This window comes from Sphingomonas sp. MS122, assembly GCF_049532975.1.
Taxonomy (GTDB): domain Bacteria; phylum Pseudomonadota; class Alphaproteobacteria; order Sphingomonadales; family Sphingomonadaceae; genus Sphingomonas.
Genome location: NZ_CP186695.1, coordinates 2,044,167 through 2,065,574 on the forward strand (window position 1 = coordinate 2,044,167; position 21,408 = coordinate 2,065,574).

General features: G+C 67.4%; 25 protein-coding genes. 7 read left to right on the forward strand and 18 right to left on the reverse strand.

The features are described 5' to 3' along the window. Positions 1-23: 23 nt before the first annotated feature. Entirely contained in the window at positions 24-998 is a 975-nt protein-coding gene (gene fcl, locus ACO227_RS09680) for a GDP-L-fucose synthase (RefSeq protein ID WP_423607218.1), read from the reverse strand. A 1-nt stretch (position 999) separates the two neighbouring features. Next, positions 1,000-2,070 carry a GDP-mannose 4,6-dehydratase gene (gmd, locus tag ACO227_RS09685; protein ID WP_423607220.1) on the reverse strand — a complete coding sequence of 357 codons (1,071 nt, stop codon included), beginning with the start codon at positions 2,068-2,070 and terminating at the stop codon, positions 1,000-1,002. A gap of 97 nt (positions 2,071-2,167) precedes the next feature. Here gmd and ACO227_RS09690 point away from each other — a divergent pair, with 97 nt between their 5' ends. Next, positions 2,168-2,329 carry a hypothetical protein gene (locus tag ACO227_RS09690; RefSeq protein WP_423607222.1) on the forward strand — a complete coding sequence of 54 codons (162 nt, stop codon included), beginning with the start codon at positions 2,168-2,170 and terminating at the stop codon, positions 2,327-2,329. Positions 2,330-2,338: 9 nt separating this feature from the next. Here ACO227_RS09690 and ACO227_RS09695 read toward each other — a convergent pair whose 3' ends face one another. Continuing rightward, positions 2,339-2,581: a hypothetical protein gene (locus tag ACO227_RS09695; protein WP_423607224.1), complete on the reverse strand. Its 243-nt coding sequence runs from the start codon at positions 2,579-2,581 to the stop codon at positions 2,339-2,341. Positions 2,582-2,806: 225 nt separating this feature from the next. Continuing rightward, the gene (locus ACO227_RS09700; protein WP_423607226.1) at positions 2,807-3,601 is read right to left on the reverse strand and encodes a metallophosphoesterase; all 795 of its coding nucleotides are present in this window, start codon (positions 3,599-3,601) and stop codon (positions 2,807-2,809) included. An 80-nt stretch (positions 3,602-3,681) separates the two neighbouring features. On the opposite strand from ACO227_RS09700, the gene ACO227_RS09705 reads away from it, so the two are divergent. After that, positions 3,682-4,728 (forward strand): PDZ domain-containing protein, encoded by a 1,047-nt coding sequence (locus ACO227_RS09705; protein ID WP_423607228.1) that lies wholly within the window; start codon positions 3,682-3,684, stop codon positions 4,726-4,728. Between the two features lie 3 nt (positions 4,729-4,731). Here ACO227_RS09705 and wecC read toward each other — a convergent pair whose 3' ends face one another. From wecC to ACO227_RS09720, 3 genes are all read right to left on the reverse strand, one after another. Then, the gene (gene wecC, locus ACO227_RS09710) at positions 4,732-6,030 is read right to left on the reverse strand and encodes a UDP-N-acetyl-D-mannosamine dehydrogenase (RefSeq protein ID WP_423607229.1); all 1,299 of its coding nucleotides are present in this window, start codon (positions 6,028-6,030) and stop codon (positions 4,732-4,734) included. Further along, entirely contained in the window at positions 6,014-7,144 is a 1,131-nt protein-coding gene (gene wecB, locus ACO227_RS09715) for a non-hydrolyzing UDP-N-acetylglucosamine 2-epimerase (protein WP_423607231.1), read from the reverse strand. The genes wecC and wecB overlap by 17 nt, the downstream gene beginning before the upstream one ends. 141 nt (positions 7,145-7,285) lie before the next feature. After that, positions 7,286-8,296, reverse strand: a complete 1,011-nt coding sequence (locus ACO227_RS09720) for an NAD-dependent epimerase/dehydratase family protein (RefSeq protein ID WP_423607329.1) — start codon at positions 8,294-8,296, stop codon at positions 7,286-7,288. 97 nt (positions 8,297-8,393) lie between these two features. Between ACO227_RS09720 and galU the strand changes: the two genes are divergently transcribed. Further along, entirely contained in the window at positions 8,394-9,272 is an 879-nt protein-coding gene (gene galU, locus ACO227_RS09725; protein WP_423607233.1) for a UTP--glucose-1-phosphate uridylyltransferase GalU, read from the forward strand. Position 9,273: 1 nt separating this feature from the next. Here the strand turns inward: galU and arsC are convergent, their stop codons facing one another. From arsC to ACO227_RS09750, 5 genes are all read right to left on the reverse strand, one after another. Beyond that, the gene (gene arsC / locus ACO227_RS09730) at positions 9,274-9,684 is read right to left on the reverse strand and encodes an arsenate reductase (glutaredoxin) (RefSeq protein WP_423607234.1); all 411 of its coding nucleotides are present in this window, start codon (positions 9,682-9,684) and stop codon (positions 9,274-9,276) included. Then, a complete protein-coding gene (locus ACO227_RS09735) occupies positions 9,681-10,301 on the reverse strand; it encodes an aquaporin (RefSeq protein ID WP_423601644.1) in 621 nt (206 codons plus the stop codon). The genes arsC and ACO227_RS09735 overlap by 4 nt, the downstream gene beginning before the upstream one ends. A 41-nt stretch (positions 10,302-10,342) precedes the next feature. Beyond that, positions 10,343-10,717 carry an ArsR/SmtB family transcription factor gene (locus tag ACO227_RS09740; RefSeq protein WP_423601645.1) on the reverse strand — a complete coding sequence of 125 codons (375 nt, stop codon included), beginning with the start codon at positions 10,715-10,717 and terminating at the stop codon, positions 10,343-10,345. Beyond that, positions 10,684-11,124 carry an ArsI/CadI family heavy metal resistance metalloenzyme gene (locus ACO227_RS09745; RefSeq protein ID WP_423601646.1) on the reverse strand — a complete coding sequence of 147 codons (441 nt, stop codon included), beginning with the start codon at positions 11,122-11,124 and terminating at the stop codon, positions 10,684-10,686. The genes ACO227_RS09740 and ACO227_RS09745 overlap by 34 nt, the downstream gene beginning before the upstream one ends. A gap of 260 nt (positions 11,125-11,384) precedes the next feature. Continuing rightward, a complete protein-coding gene (locus ACO227_RS09750; RefSeq protein ID WP_423601647.1) occupies positions 11,385-12,734 on the reverse strand; it encodes a methyltransferase family protein in 1,350 nt (449 codons plus the stop codon). Positions 12,735-12,870: 136 nt separating this feature from the next. On the opposite strand from ACO227_RS09750, the gene ACO227_RS09755 reads away from it, so the two are divergent. From ACO227_RS09755 to ACO227_RS09765, 3 genes are all read left to right on the forward strand, one after another. Further along, positions 12,871-14,781, forward strand: a complete 1,911-nt coding sequence (locus ACO227_RS09755) for a M61 family metallopeptidase (RefSeq protein ID WP_423601648.1) — start codon at positions 12,871-12,873, stop codon at positions 14,779-14,781. A 30-nt stretch (positions 14,782-14,811) separates the two neighbouring features. Further along, positions 14,812-15,354 (forward strand): inorganic diphosphatase, encoded by a 543-nt coding sequence (gene ppa, locus ACO227_RS09760; RefSeq protein ID WP_423601649.1) that lies wholly within the window; start codon positions 14,812-14,814, stop codon positions 15,352-15,354. Positions 15,355-15,492: 138 nt separating this feature from the next. Further along, positions 15,493-16,152 carry a DUF1345 domain-containing protein gene (locus ACO227_RS09765; protein WP_423601650.1) on the forward strand — a complete coding sequence of 220 codons (660 nt, stop codon included), beginning with the start codon at positions 15,493-15,495 and terminating at the stop codon, positions 16,150-16,152. Here the strand turns inward: ACO227_RS09765 and ACO227_RS09770 are convergent. From ACO227_RS09770 to bla, 4 genes are read right to left on the reverse strand one after another with little or no spacing between them, the layout of a single operon-like run. Next, positions 16,133-16,498: a TfoX/Sxy family protein gene (locus ACO227_RS09770; RefSeq protein ID WP_423601651.1), complete on the reverse strand. Its 366-nt coding sequence runs from the start codon at positions 16,496-16,498 to the stop codon at positions 16,133-16,135. The two genes, ACO227_RS09765 and ACO227_RS09770, sit on opposite strands and share 20 nt — an antisense overlap. Continuing rightward, a complete protein-coding gene (locus ACO227_RS09775) occupies positions 16,488-16,967 on the reverse strand; it encodes a GNAT family N-acetyltransferase (protein ID WP_423601652.1) in 480 nt (159 codons plus the stop codon). Before ACO227_RS09775 ends, ACO227_RS09770 begins: the two co-directional genes overlap by 11 nt. After that, positions 16,964-17,866, reverse strand: a complete 903-nt coding sequence (locus tag ACO227_RS09780) for a DMT family transporter (protein WP_423601653.1) — start codon at positions 17,864-17,866, stop codon at positions 16,964-16,966. The genes ACO227_RS09775 and ACO227_RS09780 overlap by 4 nt, the downstream gene beginning before the upstream one ends. Positions 17,867-17,909: 43 nt before the next feature. Next, positions 17,910-18,776 carry a subclass B3 metallo-beta-lactamase gene (gene bla, locus ACO227_RS09785; protein WP_423601654.1) on the reverse strand — a complete coding sequence of 289 codons (867 nt, stop codon included), beginning with the start codon at positions 18,774-18,776 and terminating at the stop codon, positions 17,910-17,912. A gap of 144 nt (positions 18,777-18,920) precedes the next feature. Here bla and ACO227_RS09790 point away from each other — a divergent pair, with 144 nt between their 5' ends. Beyond that, positions 18,921-19,793, forward strand: a complete 873-nt coding sequence (locus tag ACO227_RS09790; protein WP_423601655.1) for a LysR family transcriptional regulator — start codon at positions 18,921-18,923, stop codon at positions 19,791-19,793. Positions 19,794-19,984: 191 nt separating this feature from the next. Here ACO227_RS09790 and ACO227_RS09795 read toward each other — a convergent pair whose 3' ends face one another. Both ACO227_RS09795 and ispG read right to left on the reverse strand, forming a co-directional pair. Further along, complete coding sequence (locus ACO227_RS09795) at positions 19,985-20,242, reverse strand: hypothetical protein (protein WP_423601656.1); 258 nt, start codon at positions 20,240-20,242, stop codon at positions 19,985-19,987. Beyond that, positions 20,239-21,363, reverse strand: a complete 1,125-nt coding sequence (gene ispG / locus ACO227_RS09800) for a flavodoxin-dependent (E)-4-hydroxy-3-methylbut-2-enyl-diphosphate synthase (RefSeq protein ID WP_423601657.1) — start codon at positions 21,361-21,363, stop codon at positions 20,239-20,241. Before ispG ends, ACO227_RS09795 begins: the two co-directional genes overlap by 4 nt. Between the last annotated feature and the right edge of the window lie 45 nt (positions 21,364-21,408).

Genomic DNA, 21,408 nt, shown 5'->3' on the forward strand with positions numbered 1-21,408 from the left:
GGGCCGCACCCGCGTCCCTGCGATCAAAGGCGCGCCGGGCCTTCCGCGGCCTCGGGGATCGAATCGAACCGGCCGCCGGCGAGCAGATCGGCATAGGTACGGCGGATTCCGTCCTCGAGGCTGATCGAGGCGGCCCAGCCGAGCTCGCGCAGCTTCGTTCCGTCCATCAGCTTGCGCGGCGTGCCGTCGGGCTTGGTCAGGTCGTGCTCGATTCGTGGCTCGACGCCGACCACCTCGCAGACGAGCCGGGCGAGGTCGACGATGCGGATGTCCTCGCCGGTGCCGACATTGACGTGCTCGGCGCCCGAATAGGTCTTCATCAGGAACACGCACGCGTCGGCGCAGTCGTCGGCGTGCAGGAACTCGCGCCGCGGCTCGCCGGTGCCCCACATCGGCATCGTCGGCGCCTGGCCGGTCTTCATCATGTGCGCCTTGCGCAGCAGCGCGGGCAGCACATGGCTCGAATTGAGGTCGTAATTGTCGCCCGGCCCGTAGAGGTTGGTCGGCATGGCCGAGATGAAATCGTCGCCATGCTGTTTACGGTAAGCCTGGCACAGCTTGATCCCGGCGATCTTGGCGATCGCATACCATTCGTTGGTCGGCTCGAGCGGGCCGGTGAGCAGCGCATCCTCGCGGATCGGCTGTTCGGCGAACTTGGGATAGATGCAGCTCGATCCCAGGAACAGCAGCTTCTCCACCCCGCTGCCGTGCGCGGCGTGGATCACGTTCGCCGCGATCATCAGATTCTCGTAAAGGAAGTCGGCGGGGTAGCTGTCGTTGGCGAGGATGCCGCCGACCTTGGCGGCCGCGAGGAAGACGAGGTCGGGCCGGTTCGCGGCGAACCATTGCTCCACCGCCGTCGGGTCGCGCAGATCGGCCTCGGCGCGCGTCGCGGTGAGGATCGTGCAATCCTCCTGCTCCAGCCGCCGCACGATCGCGCTGCCCACCATGCCGCGATGGCCGGCGACATAGACGCGCTTGCCCGCGATCTGCGTCATCTCAGGCTTCCTTCATCACCGGGGCGGACTTCATCACCTCGAGATCGGCGAGCACCATCTCGCGCGCCAGCTCGCGCGGCGAGGTCTCGTGCCGCCAGCCCAGCTTCTGATGGGCCTTGGCCGGATCGCCCAGCAGCAGGTCCACCTCGGTCGGGCGGAAGTAGCGGGGGTCGACCTCGACCAGGCAGCGGCCATTGGCCGTGTCATAGCCCTTCTCGTCAACGCCTTCGCCGCGCCATTCGAGCGCGATCCCGACATCCTCGAACGCCCATTCGACGAAGCTGCGGACGTGCGTGGTGACCCCCGTCGCCAGCACATAGTCGTCCGGCTGCTCCTGCTGCATCATCAGCCACATGCCGCGCACATATTCGCGCGCATGGCCCCAGTCGCGCTGGGCATCGAGATTGCCGAGATAGAGCTTGTCCTGCCGCCCGAGCGAGATCGCGGCGGCGGCGCGAGTGATCTTGCGCGTGACGAAGGTCTCGCCGCGCAGCGGGCTTTCGTGGTTGAACAGGATGCCGTTGGAGGCGTGGATGCCATAGGCCTCGCGATAATTGACCACGATCCAATAGGCGTAGAGCTTCGCCGCGGCATAGGGCGAGCGCGGGTAGAAGGGCGTCGTCTCGCGCTGCGGCACTTCCTGCACGAGCCCGTAGAGCTCCGAGGTCGACGCCTGGTAGAAACGGGTCTTCTTCTCGAGCCCGAGGATGCGGATCGCCTCGAGCAGGCGCAGCGCGCCGACCGCGTCGGCATTGGCGGTGTATTCGGGCGTTTCGAACGACACCTGCACATGCGACTGCGCGGCGAGGTTGTAGATCTCGTCCGGCTGCACCTGCTGGATGATGCGGATCAGGTTTGTCGAATCGGTGAGGTCGCCATAATGCAGGATGAAACGCGGGTCGGTTTCGTGCGGGTCCTGATAGATATGCTCGATGCGACCGGTGTTGAACGAGGACGAGCGGCGCTTCACGCCATGAACGACATAGCCCTTGTCGAGCAGGAGCTGCGCGAGATAGGCGCCGTCCTGGCCGGTGATCCCGGTTACGAGCGCGACGGGGCGTTGATCGGGCATGAAGTTCCTCGAATGTCATGATGCCACGGCCGGGGATCGGCCGCGCACCTGTTAGGCGAAACCGGCCCGGGAAAGAACCGGGAAACTGCGCCGCGTGATGGAGAGGCTGGCCGTCGGCCAGCTTGCCCGTCCCGCGCTGGCAGGTGCCGGCACCGTCCGGGAGGATTTCCGAACGCCCATTTTTCGCGAGCTGGGCCGCGCGTACGAGGCACGCGCAAAAACGGCGGCCATTTGGCCGCCGTTCGATGTACTGGAATAATCCGGCCGCTTACGGGCTGTCGGGCGTATCGTCCTCGTCGACCAGGACGATGATGCCGCCGATCACAGCGACCACCGCGAGCAGCGGGATCAGGAAACCGCCGGCGGCCTGGTTCGACTTGCCGGTCGCCGTCGAGGCGCGAACCGCATCAGCCGACGAAAGCGAGAGCTTCGACGCCGCCGTCGAGGCGACTGCCGGAGCTACCGCAAGCGAGCAGGCCGCAGCGGCCATCATCATCTTCGCCAATCGCATGAATATACTCCCTTTTTATCCTAATCTCAGGGTCATCGCCGGAGCCTATGGCACAACCAGAGCATGCCTGCAACTGATAAGCTTACTCAAAGTCAGAGCCCTGGCCGACCGTTGCGCCAACACAACACTCGCCCGAAGGTTCCGTCCTACACGAAAATCGCGGCTTTCGCCGCGCCTCGCCTAGGTTCGTTCTTCTATACTGCAGCGCACATAGACATCCAAGCATTAATGCCGTGCTACCGCCCCTGTCGTTTGGAGTATCCACCGCTCGGTACCCTCGAATCCCATCGCGGTGAGCCGCCCGCTGGCATAGGCGCCGGTGTCGATGCCGATTCGTCCGAAGCGTTCCTCGACCTCGTCGAAGATGGTGTGGCCGTGCACGACGATCTTCTCGAACGGCGCCTCGTGGCTCAGGAACTCGTCGCGAATCCAGCGCAGCGCCGCAGGGGACTGCTCGGCAAGCGCGACGCCGGGGCGAACGCCGGCATGGACGAAGGCATAGTCGCCGATGACGATCAGATCCTCGAAGCCCGCCAGGAAGTCGAGATGCGCCCGCGGCACGCGCGCATGCAGCAGCTCGAGCAGTTCGGGATAATCGCTCCCGCCATATTCGGCCGAGGTGATGCCGTAGCTCAGTACGGTGGGCTTGCCGCCGATGCGCAGGAAGAAGGGCAGCGCCTTGAGGTCGCCGGCCATCGCCTTGAGGAACACTTCCTCGTGGTTGCCGAGCAGGAAGCGGATCCGGTCCGACCCGGTGCCCAGTTCCATCAGCCGCTGCACGACCTGCGCCGAATCGGGGCCGCGGTCGATCAGGTCGCCGAGGAAGATGACGGTCGTGTCGGCGGGGCCGCGCTCGGCATTGTCCGCCTCCATCCGCAGCAGCAGCTCGTCGAGCAGGTCGAGCCGGCCATGGATGTCGCCCACGGCATAGACGCGCGTACCCGGAGGGACCGATCCGACAGGGGCGGGCGATTCGGCGGCGGCGGGCCGCGAGAATGCGGAAAGGAGACGGCGAAGCATGGTGATCAACAATCGTTCTTGGGCTGCCGCATAGACCCTGCGCGCTTTTCCTGGCAACCGCCATCGTCCATGAGGGCGCGATGACCGGGAAGCAGGCGATGGCGGGGATGGCGCGGTGGCTGTCGGGGCTCGTCTGGCTGGCCGTGGCGCTGTCGGCGCCGGCGCGGGCGCAGGACGCCGCCTTGCTCGAGGCGATTCGCGCCGGGGACATGCGCCTCGCGTCGATCGGCTACCGGTTGAGCGTCGCGGCGGCGCCGTTGTGCGACGCGAAGGAGCCGGGGCTCGGACTGCAGCTGCACACGCTCGCGCAATATGGCCCCGCCGCGCGTGAGTCGGTGCGCCGGCATTTCCGGTTCGAGGGCGCGAACACGGTCGCCGTCGAAGGCGTGGTGCCCGGGGGGCCGGCCGAGCGCGCGGGGCTCAGGCAGGACGACACGGTCGTTGCGATCGGCGGCGTCGCGATGCCGCGCGGCCTGCCCGAGGCCGCCTCGACCGCGCAATTGGCGGGATTGCACGCCGCGATCGCCGCGCTGCCGCCCGCCCGCCCGATCGAGATGGCGGTGATTCGCGGCGGCACGCCGCTTCGCGTGCGGATCACGCCGGTTCCCGCATGCCGCACGCGCTACGAGCTGCGGATCGACGACGGCTTCGACGCGCGCGCCAATGGCGATCTGGTGCAGATCACCTCCGAATATCTCGACGAGGTCGACGAATCGCTGCTGCCCGCGCCGATCGCGCACGAGCTCGCGCACAACATCCTGCACCACGCCGCGCGGCTGGACGCGGCCGGCGCGCAATTCGGCCTGGCTTCCGGCTTCGGCCGCAATGTCGGGCTGTTCCGCCAGACCGAGATCGAGGCGGACATCCTTTCGGTCCACCTGCTCGCCCGCGCCGGCTATCCGACCGAGATCGCGGCGCGGTTCTGGGGCGGGTTCGGCCCGCGGCTGATCGCGGGCAAGGTCCGCAGCCGCTCGCACCCGCCGTTCAAGGACCGCGCCGCGACGGTCGCGGCGCAGGCGGCGCGGATCGCCGCGGCAGGCGGGCATGCGCCGCTGCCGGACTTCTACGCCCGGCGCGGCGAGCCGCTCGATGGCAAATGGGAAGCCTTGCTCGTCCGCGCGCCCTGAGTTTCAGACCGCGATCTTGAGCGGCGCGGCCGGCTCGCCGCGCGCCGGCTGGTCGGGCCAGATGCCGCGCGTGTCATAGACGAGCTTGTCGGCGCGCTCGGCGAGCGGGACCGACTTGAACACGTCGTGGTCGACCAGCACGATCAGGATCGGGCAGAGCTCCAGCGCCGTGTCGATGTCGATCAGCTGCGCGCCGGCCTCGGCGAGCGGGGCGGGCAGGGCGGACGCATAGGGCTCGACGATGCGGATGCGCGGGCCATGACGCGCGGCGAGTTCCTCCGCCACATGCAGCGCCGGGCTCTCGCGGAAATCGTCGATATTGGCCTTGAAGGCGAGGCCGAGGCAGGCGACCGGCGCGCCCGGTAGTTCGGCGATCAGCGCCTCGGCACGCGCGACCGTATAGTCGACCTTGCCGTCATTGACCTCGCGCGCGGTACGGATCAGCGGGGTGTTCGCGCGGTCCGCCGCTACCAGGAACCAGGGGTCGACGGCGATGCAATGGCCGCCGACCCCGGGCCCGGGAGAAAGGATGTTCACGCGCGGATGGCGATTCGCCAGGCGAATCACCTCCCACACGTCGATGCCCATGCCGTCGGCGACGATCGACAGTTCGTTCGCGAAGGCGATGTTGACGTCGCGGAAGGCGTTCTCGGTGAGCTTGGTCATCTCCGCCGCGCGCGCGCTGGTGGTGACGCAGGCGCCGCGCACGAAGCGGCGATAGAATTGCAGTGCCTTGCGCGCGCACCGCGGCGTGACCCCGCCGACCACGCGATCGTTGTCGATCAGCTCGACCAGGATTCGGCCGGGCAGCACGCGCTCGGGGCAATAGGCGATGGCGACGTCGGCGATGCCGGTGCAGTGCCCCGGGACCTTGAGGTCGGGGCGGAGCTGGGCGAGCAGCTCGGCGACCTTCTCGGTCGTGCCGACGGGCGAGGTCGATTCGAGGATGACGGTGTCGCCCTGCTTGAGCACGGTCGCGATGTTGGTCGCCGCCTGCAGGACATAGCCGATGTTGGGCGCGTGATTCTCGCCGAACGGCGTCGGCACCGCGATCAGGAAGACGTCCGATTCCTCGATCTGGGTCGAGGCGCGCAGCGTGCCGCGCGCGATCACGCCCGAGACCAGGCCGTCGAGATCGACTTCCTCGATATGCACCTTGCCGGCATTGATCGTGTCGACGACGTGCTGGTGGACGTCGATGCCCAGCACCTTGGCGCCGGTGCGCGCGATCACCGCGGCGGTGGGCAGCCCGATATAGCCGAGGCCGAGAACGGCGACCTTGAGTTCAGAGCCCAAATCCATGCGCGACGACCTTTGCAATCCTTGCCGAGGCATGGCCGTCGCCGAACGGATTGTGGGCGCGCGCCATGGCCTGGTAGGCGCCCTTGTCGTCCAACAGGGTTGAGATTTCGGAAACGATGCGGTCGGCATCGGTACCGACCAGCCTGGCGGTGCCGGCGGCAACGCCTTCGGGCCGCTCGGTGGTCTCGCGCATCACCAGCACCGGCTTGCCGAGCGCGGGGGCTTCTTCCTGCACGCCGCCCGAATCGGACAGGACGACCTCGCACAGGTCGAGCGCGCGGATGAAGGTCGGATAGTCGAGCGGTTCGATCCGCGCGACGTTGGGGCGCTCGCCCAGCACCGTGTCCATCACCGACACGACATTGGGGTTGGGGTGCATCGGGAACAGCACCGCGGTGTCGGGCCGGTCGGCGATTCGCGCGATCGCCCGCGCGATCGACTCCATCCCGCCGCCGAAATTCTCGCGCCGATGCGTGGTGACCAGCACCAGCCTTTTGCCATCGAAGCGCGCCGCGATCGGGTCCAGCCCCGCCGCCAGCCCCGGCTCGGCCGCGATCCGCTCGCGCGTGGCGAGCAGCGCGTCGATCACCGTGTTGCCGGTGACATGGATCGTCGCCGGATCGATATTCTCGCGCTTCAACGCGTCCGCCGCGGTCTGCGTCGGTGCGAAATGCTGGTCGGCGATCGGCGCGACGATGCGGCGGTTCACTTCCTCGGGCCAGGGCTGCCAGATGTCGCCCGAGCGCAAGCCCGCCTCGACATGCCCCACCGGCACCTTGCGGTAATAGGCGGCGAGCGCGCCGACCATCGCGGTCGCGGTGTCGCCCTGCACCAGCACGCGGCCGGGCTTCTCGGCATCCATCACCTCACCGAGCCCGGTGAGCAATCGCGCGGTCAGCCGGTCGAGCGACTGGCCGGGCTCCATCAGGTCGAGATCGATGTCGGGCGTGAGCCCGGCGATCTCGAGAACCTGGTCGAGCAGCCCGCGATGCTGCGCCGTCACGCAGGTGCGCACCGTCAGCCCGGGCACCTCGCCCAGCGCGCGCACCACGGGGAACAGCTTGATCGCCTCGGGCCGCGTGCCGAAGATCACCAGGACTTTCGCGTTCGTCATGCCCGCCCCTCTAGCGCCGCCGCGTTAAAGACCCGTCACGGAGTTTGTTAAGAGCCGCACCGGCCCGCTCCCCCACCCGGCCGCCCAGCGGTAGCATCATATGGGTGGCCGGGTGGGGGAGCGGGCCGGGGCGGCTCTCAATCAATAATAGCCGCGATACCAGTCGACGAAGGCCTGCACCCCCTCGCGCACCGGCGTCTCCGGCACGAACCCGACCAGCTCGCGCAGCAGCTCGGGCGAGGCATGGGTCGCGGGCACGTCGCCTGCCTGCATGGGGAGGAAGTTCTTCTTCGCCTCGCCGCCCATCGCCGCTTCCAGTGCGGCGATATAGTCCATCAGCGGCACCGGGCTGCCGCCGCCGATATTGACGGTGCGGAACGGCGCCACCGGCGACAGGCTGTCTCCGGCCGACACCGGCGCGTCCCCCGGCACCGCATCGATCAGCGCCACCAGCACGGCGACCAGATCCTCCACATAAGTGAAGTCGCGCGCCATCCGGCCATGGCCATAGACGTCGATCGCCTCGCCCGCCGCCATCGCCTTGATGAACTTGAACAGCGCCATGTCGGGCCGCCCCCATGGCCCGTACACGGTGAAGAAGCGGAAGAAGGTCAGCGGAATGCCGTAGAGATGCGCATAGCTGTGCCCGATCAGCTCGGTCGCGCCCTTGGTCGCCGCATAGAGGCTCATCGGCGTCTGCGTGCGCTGGGTCTCGGCGAACGGCATCTCGGTGTTCGCCCCATAGACCGAGCTGGTCGAAGCGGCGAGGAAGTGGCGCACCGGATGGTGCCGCGCCAGCTCGAGCAGGTTGAACGTCCCCGTCACGTTGGTGGCGACATATGCGTCGGGATGCTCGATCGAATATCGCACCCCCGCCTGCGCCGCGAGGTGGATCACCGTGTCCGGCGCGAACTCGCGCCACACCGCGCCCAGCGCATCCGCCTCCTCGATCCCCAGCCGCGCCAGGCAGAAGCCGGGGCGCTCGGCCAGGATCGCGTTGCGCGCGTCCTTGAGCGACACGTCGTAATAGGGGGTGAAATTGTCGATCCCCAGCACCTGCGCACCTGCATCCAGCAGATGCCGCGCGGTGTGGAAGCCGATGAAGCCGGCGGATCCGGTCACCAGGATGCGGCGGTTGGCGAGGTTGCTCATCGTCATGCGGATATCCGCGTGCCGTTACGCGACTATTATGTCTAGCGCCAAGTCGAGCCGCTTTGCGCCGTCCGCGGCTTCCGCTATGCGCCGCGGCATGACGATCAAGCCGCTGCGCAAGGCCGTGTTCCCCGTCGGTGGGCTCGGCACCCGTTTCCTCCCCGCGACCAAGGCGCTCCCCAAGGAGATGCTGCCCGTCGTCGACCGCCCGCTGATCCAGTATGCGGTGGACGAGGCGCTGGAGGCCGGGATCGAGCAGATGATCTTCGTCACCGGCCGCGGCAAGAGCGCGATCGAGGACCATTTCGACATCGCCTATGAGCTCGAGAACACCATGTCCGCGCGCGGCAAGTCGCTCGAGATCCTCGACGCGACGCGGCTCAAGCCCGGCGCGGTCGCCTATGTCCGCCAGCAGGAGCCGATGGGCCTCGGCCACGCGGTGTGGTGCGCGCGCGACATCGTCGGCGACGAGCCCTTCGCGGTCCTTCTCGCGGACGACTTCATGGTCGGTGCGGCGAGCCGGCCCGGCTGCCTCAAGCAGATGGTCGAGGCATACGACAAGGTCGGCGGCAACCTCATCTGCGCGCAGGAAGTGGCCGAGGACCAGACCGACAAGTACGGCGTGATCACCCCCGGCACGCGCGACGGCGTGCTGACCGAGGTCAAGGGCCTGGTCGAGAAGCCCAAGGCCGGCACCGCCCCCAGCAACCTCGCCGTGATCGGCCGCTACATCCTCCAGCCCGAGGTGATGCGCGTGCTGGAGGGGCAGGAAAAGGGCGCGGGCGGCGAGATCCAGCTGACCGACGCGATGGCCCGCATGATCGGCGGCCAGCCCTTCCACGGCGTCACCTTCCAGGGCGTGCGCTACGATTGCGGCGACAAGGCCGGGTACGCGCAGGCCAACCTCGCGCTGGCGCTGAGCCGCGCGGATATCGGACCGGCGGTGCGCGAGTTCGCCAAGGGGTTGCTGGGATAGGCTAGGCGCGGACCACTTCGCCATCTTCCTTGGCGAAACTGTCCGGTACGCGCGCAAGCAATTCCAAAACCACTTCGGAAGGGCGGCAAAGCTTCGTTCCCTTCGGCGTGACGACGATCGGACGGTTCACGAGAATCGGGTGCCGCGTCATCGCCGAAAGGATCGCTTCGTCGGAAGCTGTCGGCTCCAGCAGGCCGAGATCGCCTGCGGGAGTGCCCTTTTCGCGTAGAATATCCCGGGGCGTCGTCCCCATCGCTTCGAGCAATTGGGTCAGCAGGCCAGTCGTCCAGCCGGATTCGCGATATTCGATGACTTGAGGAACATAGCCGGCTGCCCGGATCATCGCGAGGGCATTGCGCGAAGTTCCGCACTCGGGGTTGTGATAGATTGTAATGGGAAAGGCGTCGGTCATGATGCGCGTTCCTCTTTCAATAGCCATGCGAAGAAGCCCAGCCCGGCCACGGCTCCGGCGATCTGTCCTGCGACGAATAAGGGCGCGGAATGCGGCGCAATTCCCGCGAAGCTGTTCGACATGCTGCGGGCGATCGTGACGGCGGGATTTGCGAAGGAGGTCGAGGCCGTGAACCAATAGGCGGCGGTGATGTACAGACCGATGGCCGCCGGTGCGGAATCGGGACGATGGCGCCGCGTGCAGAGGATCGTCCCGATCAGCCCAAAGGTGGCGATACCTTCGGCCAGGCCTTGCGGCATTCCGTCCCGCGCCTTCGTTGAAATCTGAAAGACCGGTTCGGCAAACATGGTGTGCGCGGTCCAGACGCCGATAATCGCGCCGATAACCTGTGCGGCGATGTAGAACCCTGCGGTTGGTGTGGTCGTTTCGCCTTTCAACCAGATGGCCAGCGTCACGGCTGGATTGAAATGGGCGCCCGATACCGGTCCGAACATATGGATGAGGACGACCAGCCCGGCTCCAGTGGCGATCGTGTTGCCCAACAGGGCTATCGCCTCGTTCTCGGGCGACAGGCGCTGTCCCATGATCCCGGAACCGACGACGATCGCCAGCAGCATCGCCGTTCCAAGAAATTCGGAGGCGAGCGGCCGCGCCGCCCTCACGGACAACAATCGGCAGGTTTGGCGAGGTCGCCAAGCGAACCGCAGATTTCCGGCCGCCCGGCACAGCAATCGGCGATGAGGAAGCCGAGCAGGCCACGCATGCGGTCATAGTCCGCGGAATAGATAATCGAGCGGCCTTCGCGACGCGATTGGACAAGCCCGGCATTCCCAAGGACGTTTAGATGCGCGGAAAGTGTGTTGGGGAGCGCGCCGATTTCGCGCGCGATCTCCCCTGCGGGCATCCCCTCCCTGCCTGCCCGGACGAGCAGGCGAAACACGGCAAGTCGGCTGCCATGTGCCAGAGCGGACAGCGCATCGACGGCGATGGGAAGCTGCATCAGCAGCAGGCCTGCGCTGGCTTCGGCGCGCAACAGGCGCTCGCCGTGTCGGAGATAACCTCGTCCTCGCCATAGGCGGTTGCTTCGCCATGGGTGAAGAAGGTTTCCCAGCGGACGCCAGCGGTATCGGTCACCCAAGACTTGTCGGACTGGGCATAGCAACAGGTCGTCGCTTCCTGATCGAACGTCGTTGCACCTGCGGCCTTCAGACGTCCGGCCAGTTCCGCCAACTCGCTTGCGCTGTCGACCTGCACGCCGACATGATCGATACCGGCGGAGCGAGCGCGCGAGGAAATCGCGAGATTGACGCGCGGATCTTCGAGCATCCACTTTGCATAGTCGTCCTTCACCACCGAAGGCGATGCATCGAACAATGTGCTGTAGAAGGCGATGGCCGGTTCGAGGTCAGGTACACTGACGTGCAGATGCAGGCGTTTCATCGGTCATCTCCCTCATTTCGATATTTCGAATATCATGGAAATTTCGAAATGAAAAGAGGGCGGACCTGCGTAGCGAGGATTCCAGCCCCCGCTTGCAATGTTGGAATTGATTTGCTTGGGTCATCGGGCCGCACGTCGGCCGCTCTTTGATTGCGTCGATTCGATCGGCTTGATGGCCCCGGGCATCCCCCGACAAAGGCGGCCAAGTTGACAGAATGAATCGCGTTCCGCGTAACTTCGTCAACTTCGCGGGCTGAAGATCAACCCGCGCCCTGATCCACGTCCTTCAACCCCGCATAGCCCGGCTTGAACGTCCATCCCGTCACCCACGCCACCAGCCGCGGCACGGGCGCATTGCGCTCCATCCACTCGCTATACTCGCGATACGCCGGATCGGCGCCGAGGTGCTTTTCCTCGGTCTTGGCGCGGATGTAGTAGACGCCGCTCACCGCGGCGAGCAGCACCGTCGCGCGCACCGCGTCGTACAGGCTGCCCGTTGTCACCAGCAGCGGGCAGGTGCTGATCCACCAGAACAGGTTCTTGGAGAGATACGCCGGGTGCCGCGTCCATGCATAGGGCCCGTGGGTGATGATCCCGCGATGCGTCAGGTTGGAGAAGCGGAAGCCGAACGCCATCGTCGCCCAGGCATAGATCGCGGTCAGCGCCACCAGCACCGCGCCGGTGATCCACAGCAGCACGTCGTGCCCCGCCAGCCAGTGAGTCCAGTCCGACGTCCCCGGATGATAGTCCAGCGGTCCGCCATTCCCCATCAGGATGAAGGGCGGGTAGCAGATCAGCGCGAACGCCCAGCCTGCGGCATAGGGGTTGGCGGTGCGGATATGGCTGTCGAGCGGGCGGAAGGTCAGGATATAGCCCACCGTCGCGAACGCCACGTCGAACATGAACATGCCGGTGATCAGCCAGTTGGCCAACGCGATCGGGTTGCTCAGGATGCCGTCGGTGCTCGCGCGGACGAAGCCGCTGAACCCGCCCGGCACGATCGCGAGCATGAAAGCGAGGAAGAACGCCTTCACCGCCCAGCTGCGCAGGTGATTGTGGATCGCGCCCTCGTCGATCGGCTCGCTTTTGCTGCCGAGCAGCCAGGCGCCGAGCATCCACGCGCCGTCCTTGGGCTTTTCCAGCCGCCGGTCGATCCACAGGATGTAGGGGACCGAGAGGATGAACAGCGCCGGCGCCGCCATCTGGAAGCACCACATGGCGAAAGCGAAATTGCCCTCCCAATAGAAGCGGCAGACGGCATAGATCGCGGCGATCCCGCCCCAGGTCAGCCACAGCCCGGCGATCTTGGTGATCGAGATGTCGAGCGTTTCCCGGAGCGGCCTGGGTTCGCCCCAGTTGACGCCGGTGGTCGGGTTGCGGTGCACCTTGTCGACCAGCACCGCCCACAACACCATCGGCAGGCCGCCCGCGAGCAGGTTGACCAACGCCGCATAGGGCCCGTCGAGCCCGTGCGTCCGCGCATAGGTCAGCCAGCAGGCCATGCCGACCAAGCCGGCGAGCCCGCAGCCGGTGCTGACCGCGGACTTGGGCCGCGGATCGGCCTTGGCCTGCGGAGCGAGGGCGGCGTCGTGATACATCGCGCTCCGCATAGCGCGCGAATGGTAAGCAAGGCGTGAAGGGTGTTTCGCGACTGGTCCGCGGCGCCGCGATTGTTGGCACTTTACCTCACGGCATCCCCCCGCCTAAAGGTGTGACAACATATCCTTCCTTTCGATTGAGGCCCTTATGCGCCGCGCCCTCGCGCTCACCGCCCTGCTGCTCGCCACCGCCACTACCGCCGCCACCGCCCAGAACTCAGCGCCCCAGCCGCTGCCGTTCGACAATCGCATCCCCGCCGCGCGCGACGCCGCCTATCCCGGCACGATCCAGCTCAAGGTCGATGCGACCAACGTCCAGCAGGCGATCTATCGCGTGAAGCAGACGCTGCCGGTGGCCGAGGCGGGGCACATAGTGCTGCTGATGCCCGCCTGGCTTCCCGGCAAGCACGCCGCGCGGGGTGAGATCGAGAAGCTGACCGGCCTCAGGATCACCGCCGGCGGGAAGGCGGTGCCGTGGACTCGCGATACGGTCGACGTCTGGGCGTTCCATGTCGAGGTGCCGCGCGGCGCGAAGCAGCTCGACATCACGTTCCAGTTCACCGGCGCCACCGATCCCGACCAGGGCCGCGTCTCGATCGCGCCCACGATGCTCAACCTCGAGTTCGAGCAGGTCAGCCTCTATCCGGCGGGCTGGTTCACCCGCCGCATCCCGATCCAGGCGACGGTCACCTATCCCGAGGGCTGGACGGCGGTCTCGGGCTTGCCCGCGCGGAAGGTCGGCCGCGACTATGTCTATGAGACGACCGATTACGAGACGCTGATCGACTCGCCGGTCTTCGCCGGCCGCAACTATCGCGAGTTCAAGCTGTCGGACCGCGTCGACCTCAACGTCTTCGCCGACGAGCCGGCCGAGCTCGCCGCGACCCCCGAGCAGATCGACGCGCACAGGAAGCTCGTCGAGCAGTCGGTCAAGCTGTTCGGCGCGCAGCATTACGACCGCTACGAGTTCCTACTGTCGATCAGCGACGAGATGGGCGGGATCGGGCTCGAGCATCACCGCAGCTCCGAGAATGGCGTGAAGCCCGGCTATTTCACCAAGTGGAACGACGGTCCCGGCTCGCGCAACCTGCTGCCGCACGAGTTCGTGCACAGCTGGAACGGCAAGTTCCGCCGCGGTGCCGACAGCTGGACGCCCGACTTCCGCACGCCGATGCGCGATTCGCTGCTGTGGGTGTACGAGGGGCAGACCCAGTTCTGGGGCTATATCCTCCAGGCGCGCTCGGGCATCGTCAGCAAGCAGGACACGCTGGACATGCTGGCCAACATCGCCGCCAGCCTCGACAACCGGCCGGCGCGGACATGGCGGCCGCTGATCGACACCACCAACGATCCGATCATCTCGGCGCGCCGCCCCAAGGGCTGGGTGAGCTGGCAGCGCTCGGAGGACTATTACAACGAGGGGCTGCTGGTGTGGCTCGAGGCCGATTCGATCCTGCGCAAGGAGAGCGGCGGGACCAGGTCGATGGACGATTTCGCCCGCGCCTTCTTCGGCATGCGCGATGGCGACTGGGGCGTGCTCACCTACAAGTTCGAGGACGTCGTCGCGACCTTGAACGCGATCCAGCCCTATGACTGGGCGACCTTTCTCGGCACCCGCCTGAACGGCCTGTCCGAGCGCGCGCCGCTCGCCGGCTTCACCGCCAACGGCTATCGCCTGGTCTATACCGAGGAACCGACCGCCGCGTTCAAGGACAGCGAGAAGCGCGCGAGCAAGGCCGACTTCAGCTATTCGCTCGGCGTCTCGGTCGGGAAGGGCGGGGCGATCGGCACCGTCACCTGGGATTCGCCCGCGTTCGAGGCCGGGCTCGACCTTGGCGACACGTTCGTCGCGGTGAACGGCCGCGAATATTCCGACGATCGCCTCAAGGATGCGATCAAGGCGGCCAAGGGGACGAAGGACCCGATCAAGCTGCTGGTCAAGAGCGGCACGCGCTACCGCGAACTAGCCATCGACTATCACGGTGGCCTGCGCTATCCGCGCCTCGAAAAAATCGGCACCGGAGAGGGTGGCCTGGATCGGTTGCTAGCCCCGCGCTGACGGGGAGCCGAACCAACAAAGGAAGACTAGATGCGCATCGACATGATCCCTGTCGGCGACAACCCGCCGCACAGCCTGAACGTCATCATCGAAGTGCCGACCGGCGGCGAGCCGGTGAAGTACGAGTTCGACAAGGAGTCGGGCGCGCTGTTCGTCGACCGCATCCTGCACACGCCGATGCGCTATCCGGCCAATTACGGCTTCGTGCCGCACACGCTGTCGCCCGACGGCGACCCGCTCGACGCGCTGGTGATCTCGCGCTCGCCCTTCATCCCGGGCTGCGTCGTCCGCGCGCGCCCGATCGGCGTGCTCAAGCTCGAGGACGAGCATGGCGGCGACGAGAAGCTGATCTGCGTCCCCGTCGACACCACCTTCCCCTATTATTCGGACGTCGGCGAACGCGAGGACCTGCCCTCGATCATCTTCCAGCAGATCGAGCACTTCTTCAAGCACTACAAGGACCTGGAGACCGAGAAGTGGGTCCGCGTCGGCGACTGGGGCGATGCCGACGAAGCGCGCCGCATCACGCTCGAGGCGATCGAGGCCGCGAAGAAGGCGAAGGCGGCGGCCTGAGCCGCCGCGATCCGGCCAGCCGCCCGCATCTCGCCTGAAGCACTTTCAAGTTGACCGTTCACGGTCACGAGTCGGAAAATGCGGCATCAAAATACGAGAGCGTTTCCACTCGATGTGGAAACGCTCTAATCTGGCGTGATGCGGGACGGGCTCCATCGCACGCATCACCGCCGCGGCATCGGCAATCTGGTCGCGCCGCCGCGCTTCCTGCTGTTCGCCGCGATCTTGGGCGTGGGGTGCGCGGTCGCGATCCCGCCGCTCGGCGAGCGTTTCGGCATCATGGCGGCATTCGACGCGGCGGCGTTGCTGTTCCTCGCCTCGTGCCTGCCGCTGTTCCGCCACGAATCGCACCACATCCGCGCCGCCGCGCGCGACAACGACGCCAACCGCGTCGCGCTGCTCGTCATCACCGCCGCGATCAGCCTTGCGGTGTTCGCCACCGTCGCCAGCGTGCTCGTTCCCGCCGGCACGCCCGAGCCGCGCAGCCTGACGCTGGTGATTGCCACGCTCGCGATCTGCTGGCTGTTCGCCAACACGGTCTATGCGCTCCACTATGCGCATCTCTTCTATTCGCAGCGCCACGGGCAGGATGCCGGCGGGCTGGAGTTCCCCGGGACGCCAGAGCCCGATTATTCCGACTTCGTCTATTTCGCCTGGTGCCTCGGCATGACCTTCCAGACCAGCGACGTGACGATCACCGCCCGGCCGATGCGCCGCGCGGTGACCTATCATTGCCTGATCGCGTTCATCTTCAACCTCGGCATCATCGCCTTCACGATCAACGCGCTCGGCGGCTGACCTTCGGCTTCCTGGCCGGCGCGCGCCGCCCGGCTTCCAGGCCCAGCGCCGCCCATTGGCGCATCGCGTCGGCATCGTCGAACACGTCGTCGGGGGCACGGCGGTAGTTCATGCTGGCGAGCCGGTTCTTCATCTCGAAGGTGAAGCGTTCGCAGCCGGCGTCGTCCCAGATCGCGTCGCTTAGCGCGTCGGCCTTGAACCACAGCACGTCGTCGCTCGAGATGATCGCGAACACCGTGCCGTCGAGATAGAGCGTTGCCCCGCCCATCATCTTGCGATGAGTGACGGTGCCGACCGGCTCCAGCGCCTCGACCACCCAGTCGAGCAGGCCCGCGTCAAACGCCACGGGACAGCGCCTCGATCGCGTCGATCTCCATCCGCCAGCGCTCCCAGCCCTCGACATGCGCCGCGCCGATCGAGCGGTAGAAGCCCTTGCCGAGCTCGTTCCAGTCGAGCACGTTCCATTCGAGCCGCGCCCCGCCGCGCTCGACCACCAGCGCCGCCAGCCGCGCCAGCAACGCCCGGCCCAGCCCGGCGCCGCGCGCATGGGGTTCGACGAACAGATCCTCGAGCCAGATGCCGGGCTTGCCCTCGAAGGTCGAGAAGGTCTGGAAGAACAGCGCGAAGCCGCTCGGCACCCCGTCGACCTCGCCGATCAGCACCTCGGCGGCGGGGTGTTCACCGAACAGATGGCCGCGCAGCACCTCGTCGTCGAAGCGCACCTCATGCGCCAGCTTCTCGTACTCGGCGAGCTTGCGGATGAATTCCGCCACCAGCTCGAAATCCTCGGGTCCTGCTTGCCGGATCGTGATCATGGAAGATGCGCCTCGCTGTCGGCCACCGGGGCATGGTCGCGCCGCCCGGCGGCGAGGATGCACCCGCCGACGATCAGCGCCGCCCCGGCGACGGTGAAAAGGGATACGCGCTCGCCGAACACCACCCAGCCCCACAAAGTCGCCCACAGGAAGCCGGTATATTCGGTCGGCGCGAGATAGCTCGCCTCGGCCCGGGCATAGGCCCAGGACAGCAGGAACAGCGACGCCGTCGCCAGCATCGCCGCGAGGACCAGCGCCGGCACCTGATCGAGCGGCGGCGCCACCATCAGCCACGGCGCGGCGAGCAGATAGATCGCCGTCACGATCAGCGTCTGGTAGAAGGCGACCTCGCCCGGCCCGGCGACCAGCGACTGCTGGCGCATCAGGATGATGTTCCAGGCATAGCAGACCGCCGAGACGAGGATCGCGATCGCGCCCCAGAACGCCTCGGGCCCGAGCTCGGCGCGCGCCTGTCCCCACAGGATCACCAGCACACCCGCGAACGCCATCATGCTGGCGATGAGCGCGACGCGGGTGATCCGTTCCTTGAGGATCAGCGCGGCGAGGAACAGCACGATGATCGGGGCGATGAACGACAGCGCGATCGCCTGCGCCATCGGCACGCGGCCCAGCCCCCAGAAGAAGAGATAGGCCATCACCGCCGACACGAGGCCGCGCACCATATGGATGCGCATCACCGCGGGCGCCGGCCAGCGCGGGCGCGAGAGTGCGTAAGGGACGCCGCTCACCACCGTCCCGGCGAGCATGCGCCAGGTCAGCGCGTTGTAGGTGCCGAGCGCGATCACCAGCCCCTTCATCAGCGCGTCCATCGACGAGAAGATCGCGATGCCGAGCGCGGCGACGGCGAAGGCGATCAATGGGGATGCGGAACGATTCACCCGATCGCGCTTGGCGGTCCCGCGCGGCCGGGTCAATCGCCGCCTAGCGCGCGGCCTTCTCCTTCGCCAGCCGCGCGTCGATCCGCTGGACATAGGTCGCGGCGAGCGAACGGCACGCATGCCTGTCCAGCAGCGGGTTGCGCGCCCGGGACCGCTCCAGCGTGGCGAGATGCTGCAGCGTATCGTTGGTGCCCGGGTGGGAGGGGATGGCAATGTCGCAGCGCAGGGTGGCGAGCTTCGCCGCGCCCTGACGCAGCAGCGCCACGCGTTCCGGATGCGCGGTGAAGCGGTAATCGTCGTCGCTCACGGGGTTGATGCTCGCGGCGAACACGATCGTCGCGCACGCCTTGCCTTCGCACGATCGCCACTGCCAGCTGGTGCTTCCCCGCGTGTGTCCCGGCGTCGCCCGCGCCGTGATCGTGACCCCGCCGAGCCGCAGCTGCTCGCCGTCGCGCACCCCGCGGATCCGCGTCACGCCGGGCATGGGCTCGTGGATGCTCGCCTGCGGATCGTCGGCGCCGACCTTGCCGGCGCGCAACTCGCCGACCGCCGCTTGTACCGCGATCACCGTCGCGCCGCTGTCGCGCGCCAGCGCGGCGACGCCGCCAGCATGGTCCCAATGCGGCTCGGTGACGAGGATGTACTTGATCTGCTTCGGGTCGAAGCCGAGCTCGCGGATGCTCGCCTGGATCGCGCGCACCGCCTGCGGCACGCCGCCGTCGATCAGGATCAGGCCGGCGGAGGTGCGCACCAGCACCACGGCTAGCCCTTCGAACCCGACATAATAGCTCTCGCCATGGAGCCGCACCGGCGGCTGCGGCTTGAGCCACTGCGCGGCATAAGCCGGCGCGATCGGGCGCAGCAGCGGATCGTCGCGATCGGCGGCCTGTCCGTCGGCCTGCCCCGACAACAGGGTTGATGCCGCAAGCAAGAATTCAGTTTTCCTCATCGCCTTTGCCTCCGCTGGTCCGTCCGGCGCACAATGCCGGCGGAGAATCCGCCGCACAAAGCATCAATTCTCGACTTAGGCATGAGCGCAGTTCATGCTTCGCGCATGGAACGCCCCCAGCTCCCGCTCAACGCGCTGCGCGCCTTCGAGGCGGCGGCGCGGCATCTCAACTTCACCCGCGCCGCGATCGAGCTGTGCGTCAGCCAGGGAGCGGTCAGCCATCAGGTCGCGCTGCTCGAGCGGCGGCTCGGCGTGCCGCTGTTCCGCCGTTTGCCGCGCGGTCTCGCGCTCACCGACGAGGGGCTGGCGCTGGTGCCGGTGCTCGGCGACGCGTTCGACCGGATCGGCGAGACGCTCGACCGCTACGAGGGCGGGCGGATGCGCGAGGTGCTGACGGTCGGCGTGGTCGGCACCTTCGCCACCGGGTGGCTGCTGCCGCGGCTGGACGGCTTCCACCGCACGCATCCGCAGGTCGACCTTCGGTTGATGACCAACAACAATCGCGTCGACCTGGCGGGCGAGGGGCTCGATTTCGCGATCCGCTTCGGCGACGGCGCCTGGCATGGCACGCACGCGGTGCCGCTGCTGGCCGCGCCCCTGTCGCCGCTCTGCACGCCCGTCATTGCCGCGCGCCTCACCACGCCCGCCGATCTCGCGCGCGAGACGCTGCTGCGCTCCTACCGCGCGGACGAATGGCCGCGCTGGTTCGAGGCGGCGGGCACGCCATACCCGCGGCTCTCCGGCCCGGTGTTCGACAGTTCGGCGGTGATGGTCGCGGCGGCGCTTGCCGGCCATGGCGTGGCGCTCGCGCCGCCGGCGATGTTCGAGGGCGACCTCGCCGCCGAACGCCTCGTCAAGCCCTTCGCCGCCGAGGTCGCGCTCGGCCGCTACTGGCTCACGCGGCTGAACTCGCGGCGCGAGAGCGCGGCGATGCAGGCGTTCGCGGCCTGGTTGCTGGATGTGGCCGGCGCTGCTTGAAATGTAGGATTTCGCGTGCTTCGCTCGGCTGGCAGGGCCAATGCCCCGCCGCTCTTTGACCCGTCGATCCCAGCCTGACGCGTCGCGCGACACCCGTCGAACGTGTCAACTTCGTCAACTTGACCGCACCATCCTGCGCTCACGCGCGTGGGAGTGTGACTTTTGAGACCTTTCGCCGGTCTCGGGAGAAGTCAGGCCCGGTCGCTGCCACCCAGATCCCGGTGGACGATTCGTCCCACTTCCAGCTCGTCGATGCGCAGCTTGCGGATATGCGCCCGGCCGATCCACAGGCGACCCACGGCAAGCGCGCCGAGCGCGAGTGCGCCCAACGCCAGGGCGCCGACAGCGACCGCACCCAGCGCCGATGCCCCGATCGCCGAACTGCCCGCGGCGACGGCGCCGCGCGCCTCTGACGGCGCAACGGCCACCTCCGCGGGCTTGTGCGTCATGCCGCCGCCGCCGCCGCGGCTTCGTTCGCCGCCTCGATCTCGGCGGCCTTGGCCTCGACCAGCCTGACGATGTGGTCGAGCATGTCCTCGCTCGACACCGTGTGGTCGGTGACGCCCGAGAGATAGATCATGTGCTTGCCATTGCCGCCGCCGGTCAGGCCGATATCGGTCTCGCGCGCTTCGCCCGGGCCGTTGACTACGCAGCCGAGGACCGACAGGCTCATCGGCGTGCGGATGTGCTGCAGCCGCTCCTCCAGCGTCTGGACGGTGCGGATCACGTCGAAGCCCTGGCGCGCGCAGCTCGGACACGAGACGACGCGCACGCCGCGGTTGCGGATGCCCAGCGCCTTGAGGATCTCGAAGCCGACGCGCACTTCCTCCTCGGGCTCGGCCGAGAGGCTCACGCGGATCGTGTCGCCGATCCCGAACCACAGCAGCGAGCCGATGCCGATCGCGCTCTTGACCGTGCCGCCGACGAACCCCCCGGCCTCGGTGATGCCGAGGTGCAGCGGGCAGTCCACCGCCTCGGCGAGCTGTTGATAGGCGGCGGTGGCGAGGAACACGTCGCTCGCCTTCACCGCGACCTTGAACTCGTGGAAGTCGCGGTCCTGGAGCAGCTTGATATGGTCGAGCGCGCTCTCGACCAGCGCTTCCGGGCAGGGCTCGCCATATTTTTCGAGCAGGTCCTTCTCGAGGGAACCGGCATTGACGCCGATGCGGATCGCGCAGCCGTTCGCCTTGGCGGCGTTGACCACCTCGTTCACCCGCTCGGCCGATCCGATGTTGCCCGGGTTGATGCGCAGGCACGCCGCGCCCGCATCGGCGGCTTCGAGCGCGCGCTTGTAGTGGAAATGAATGTCCGCGACGACCGGCACGCGGGCGGCGCGGACGATCTGCTTCAGGGCCGCGGTGCTCGCGACGTCGGGGCAGGAGACGCGGATGATGTCGACGCCCGCCTCCTCGCAGCGGCGGATCTGGTCGATCGTCGCCCTGACGTCTTCGGTGGGCGTGTTGGTCATCGTCTGGACGGTGACCGGCGCATCGCCGCCGACGGGCACGTTGCCGACCATGATCTGGCGGCTTTGGCGGCGCACGATATCGCGCCAGGGACGCACGGACATTGAAATTCCTCTGGGGTTTGCGCGCCCTATACCCTATCCGCCGCG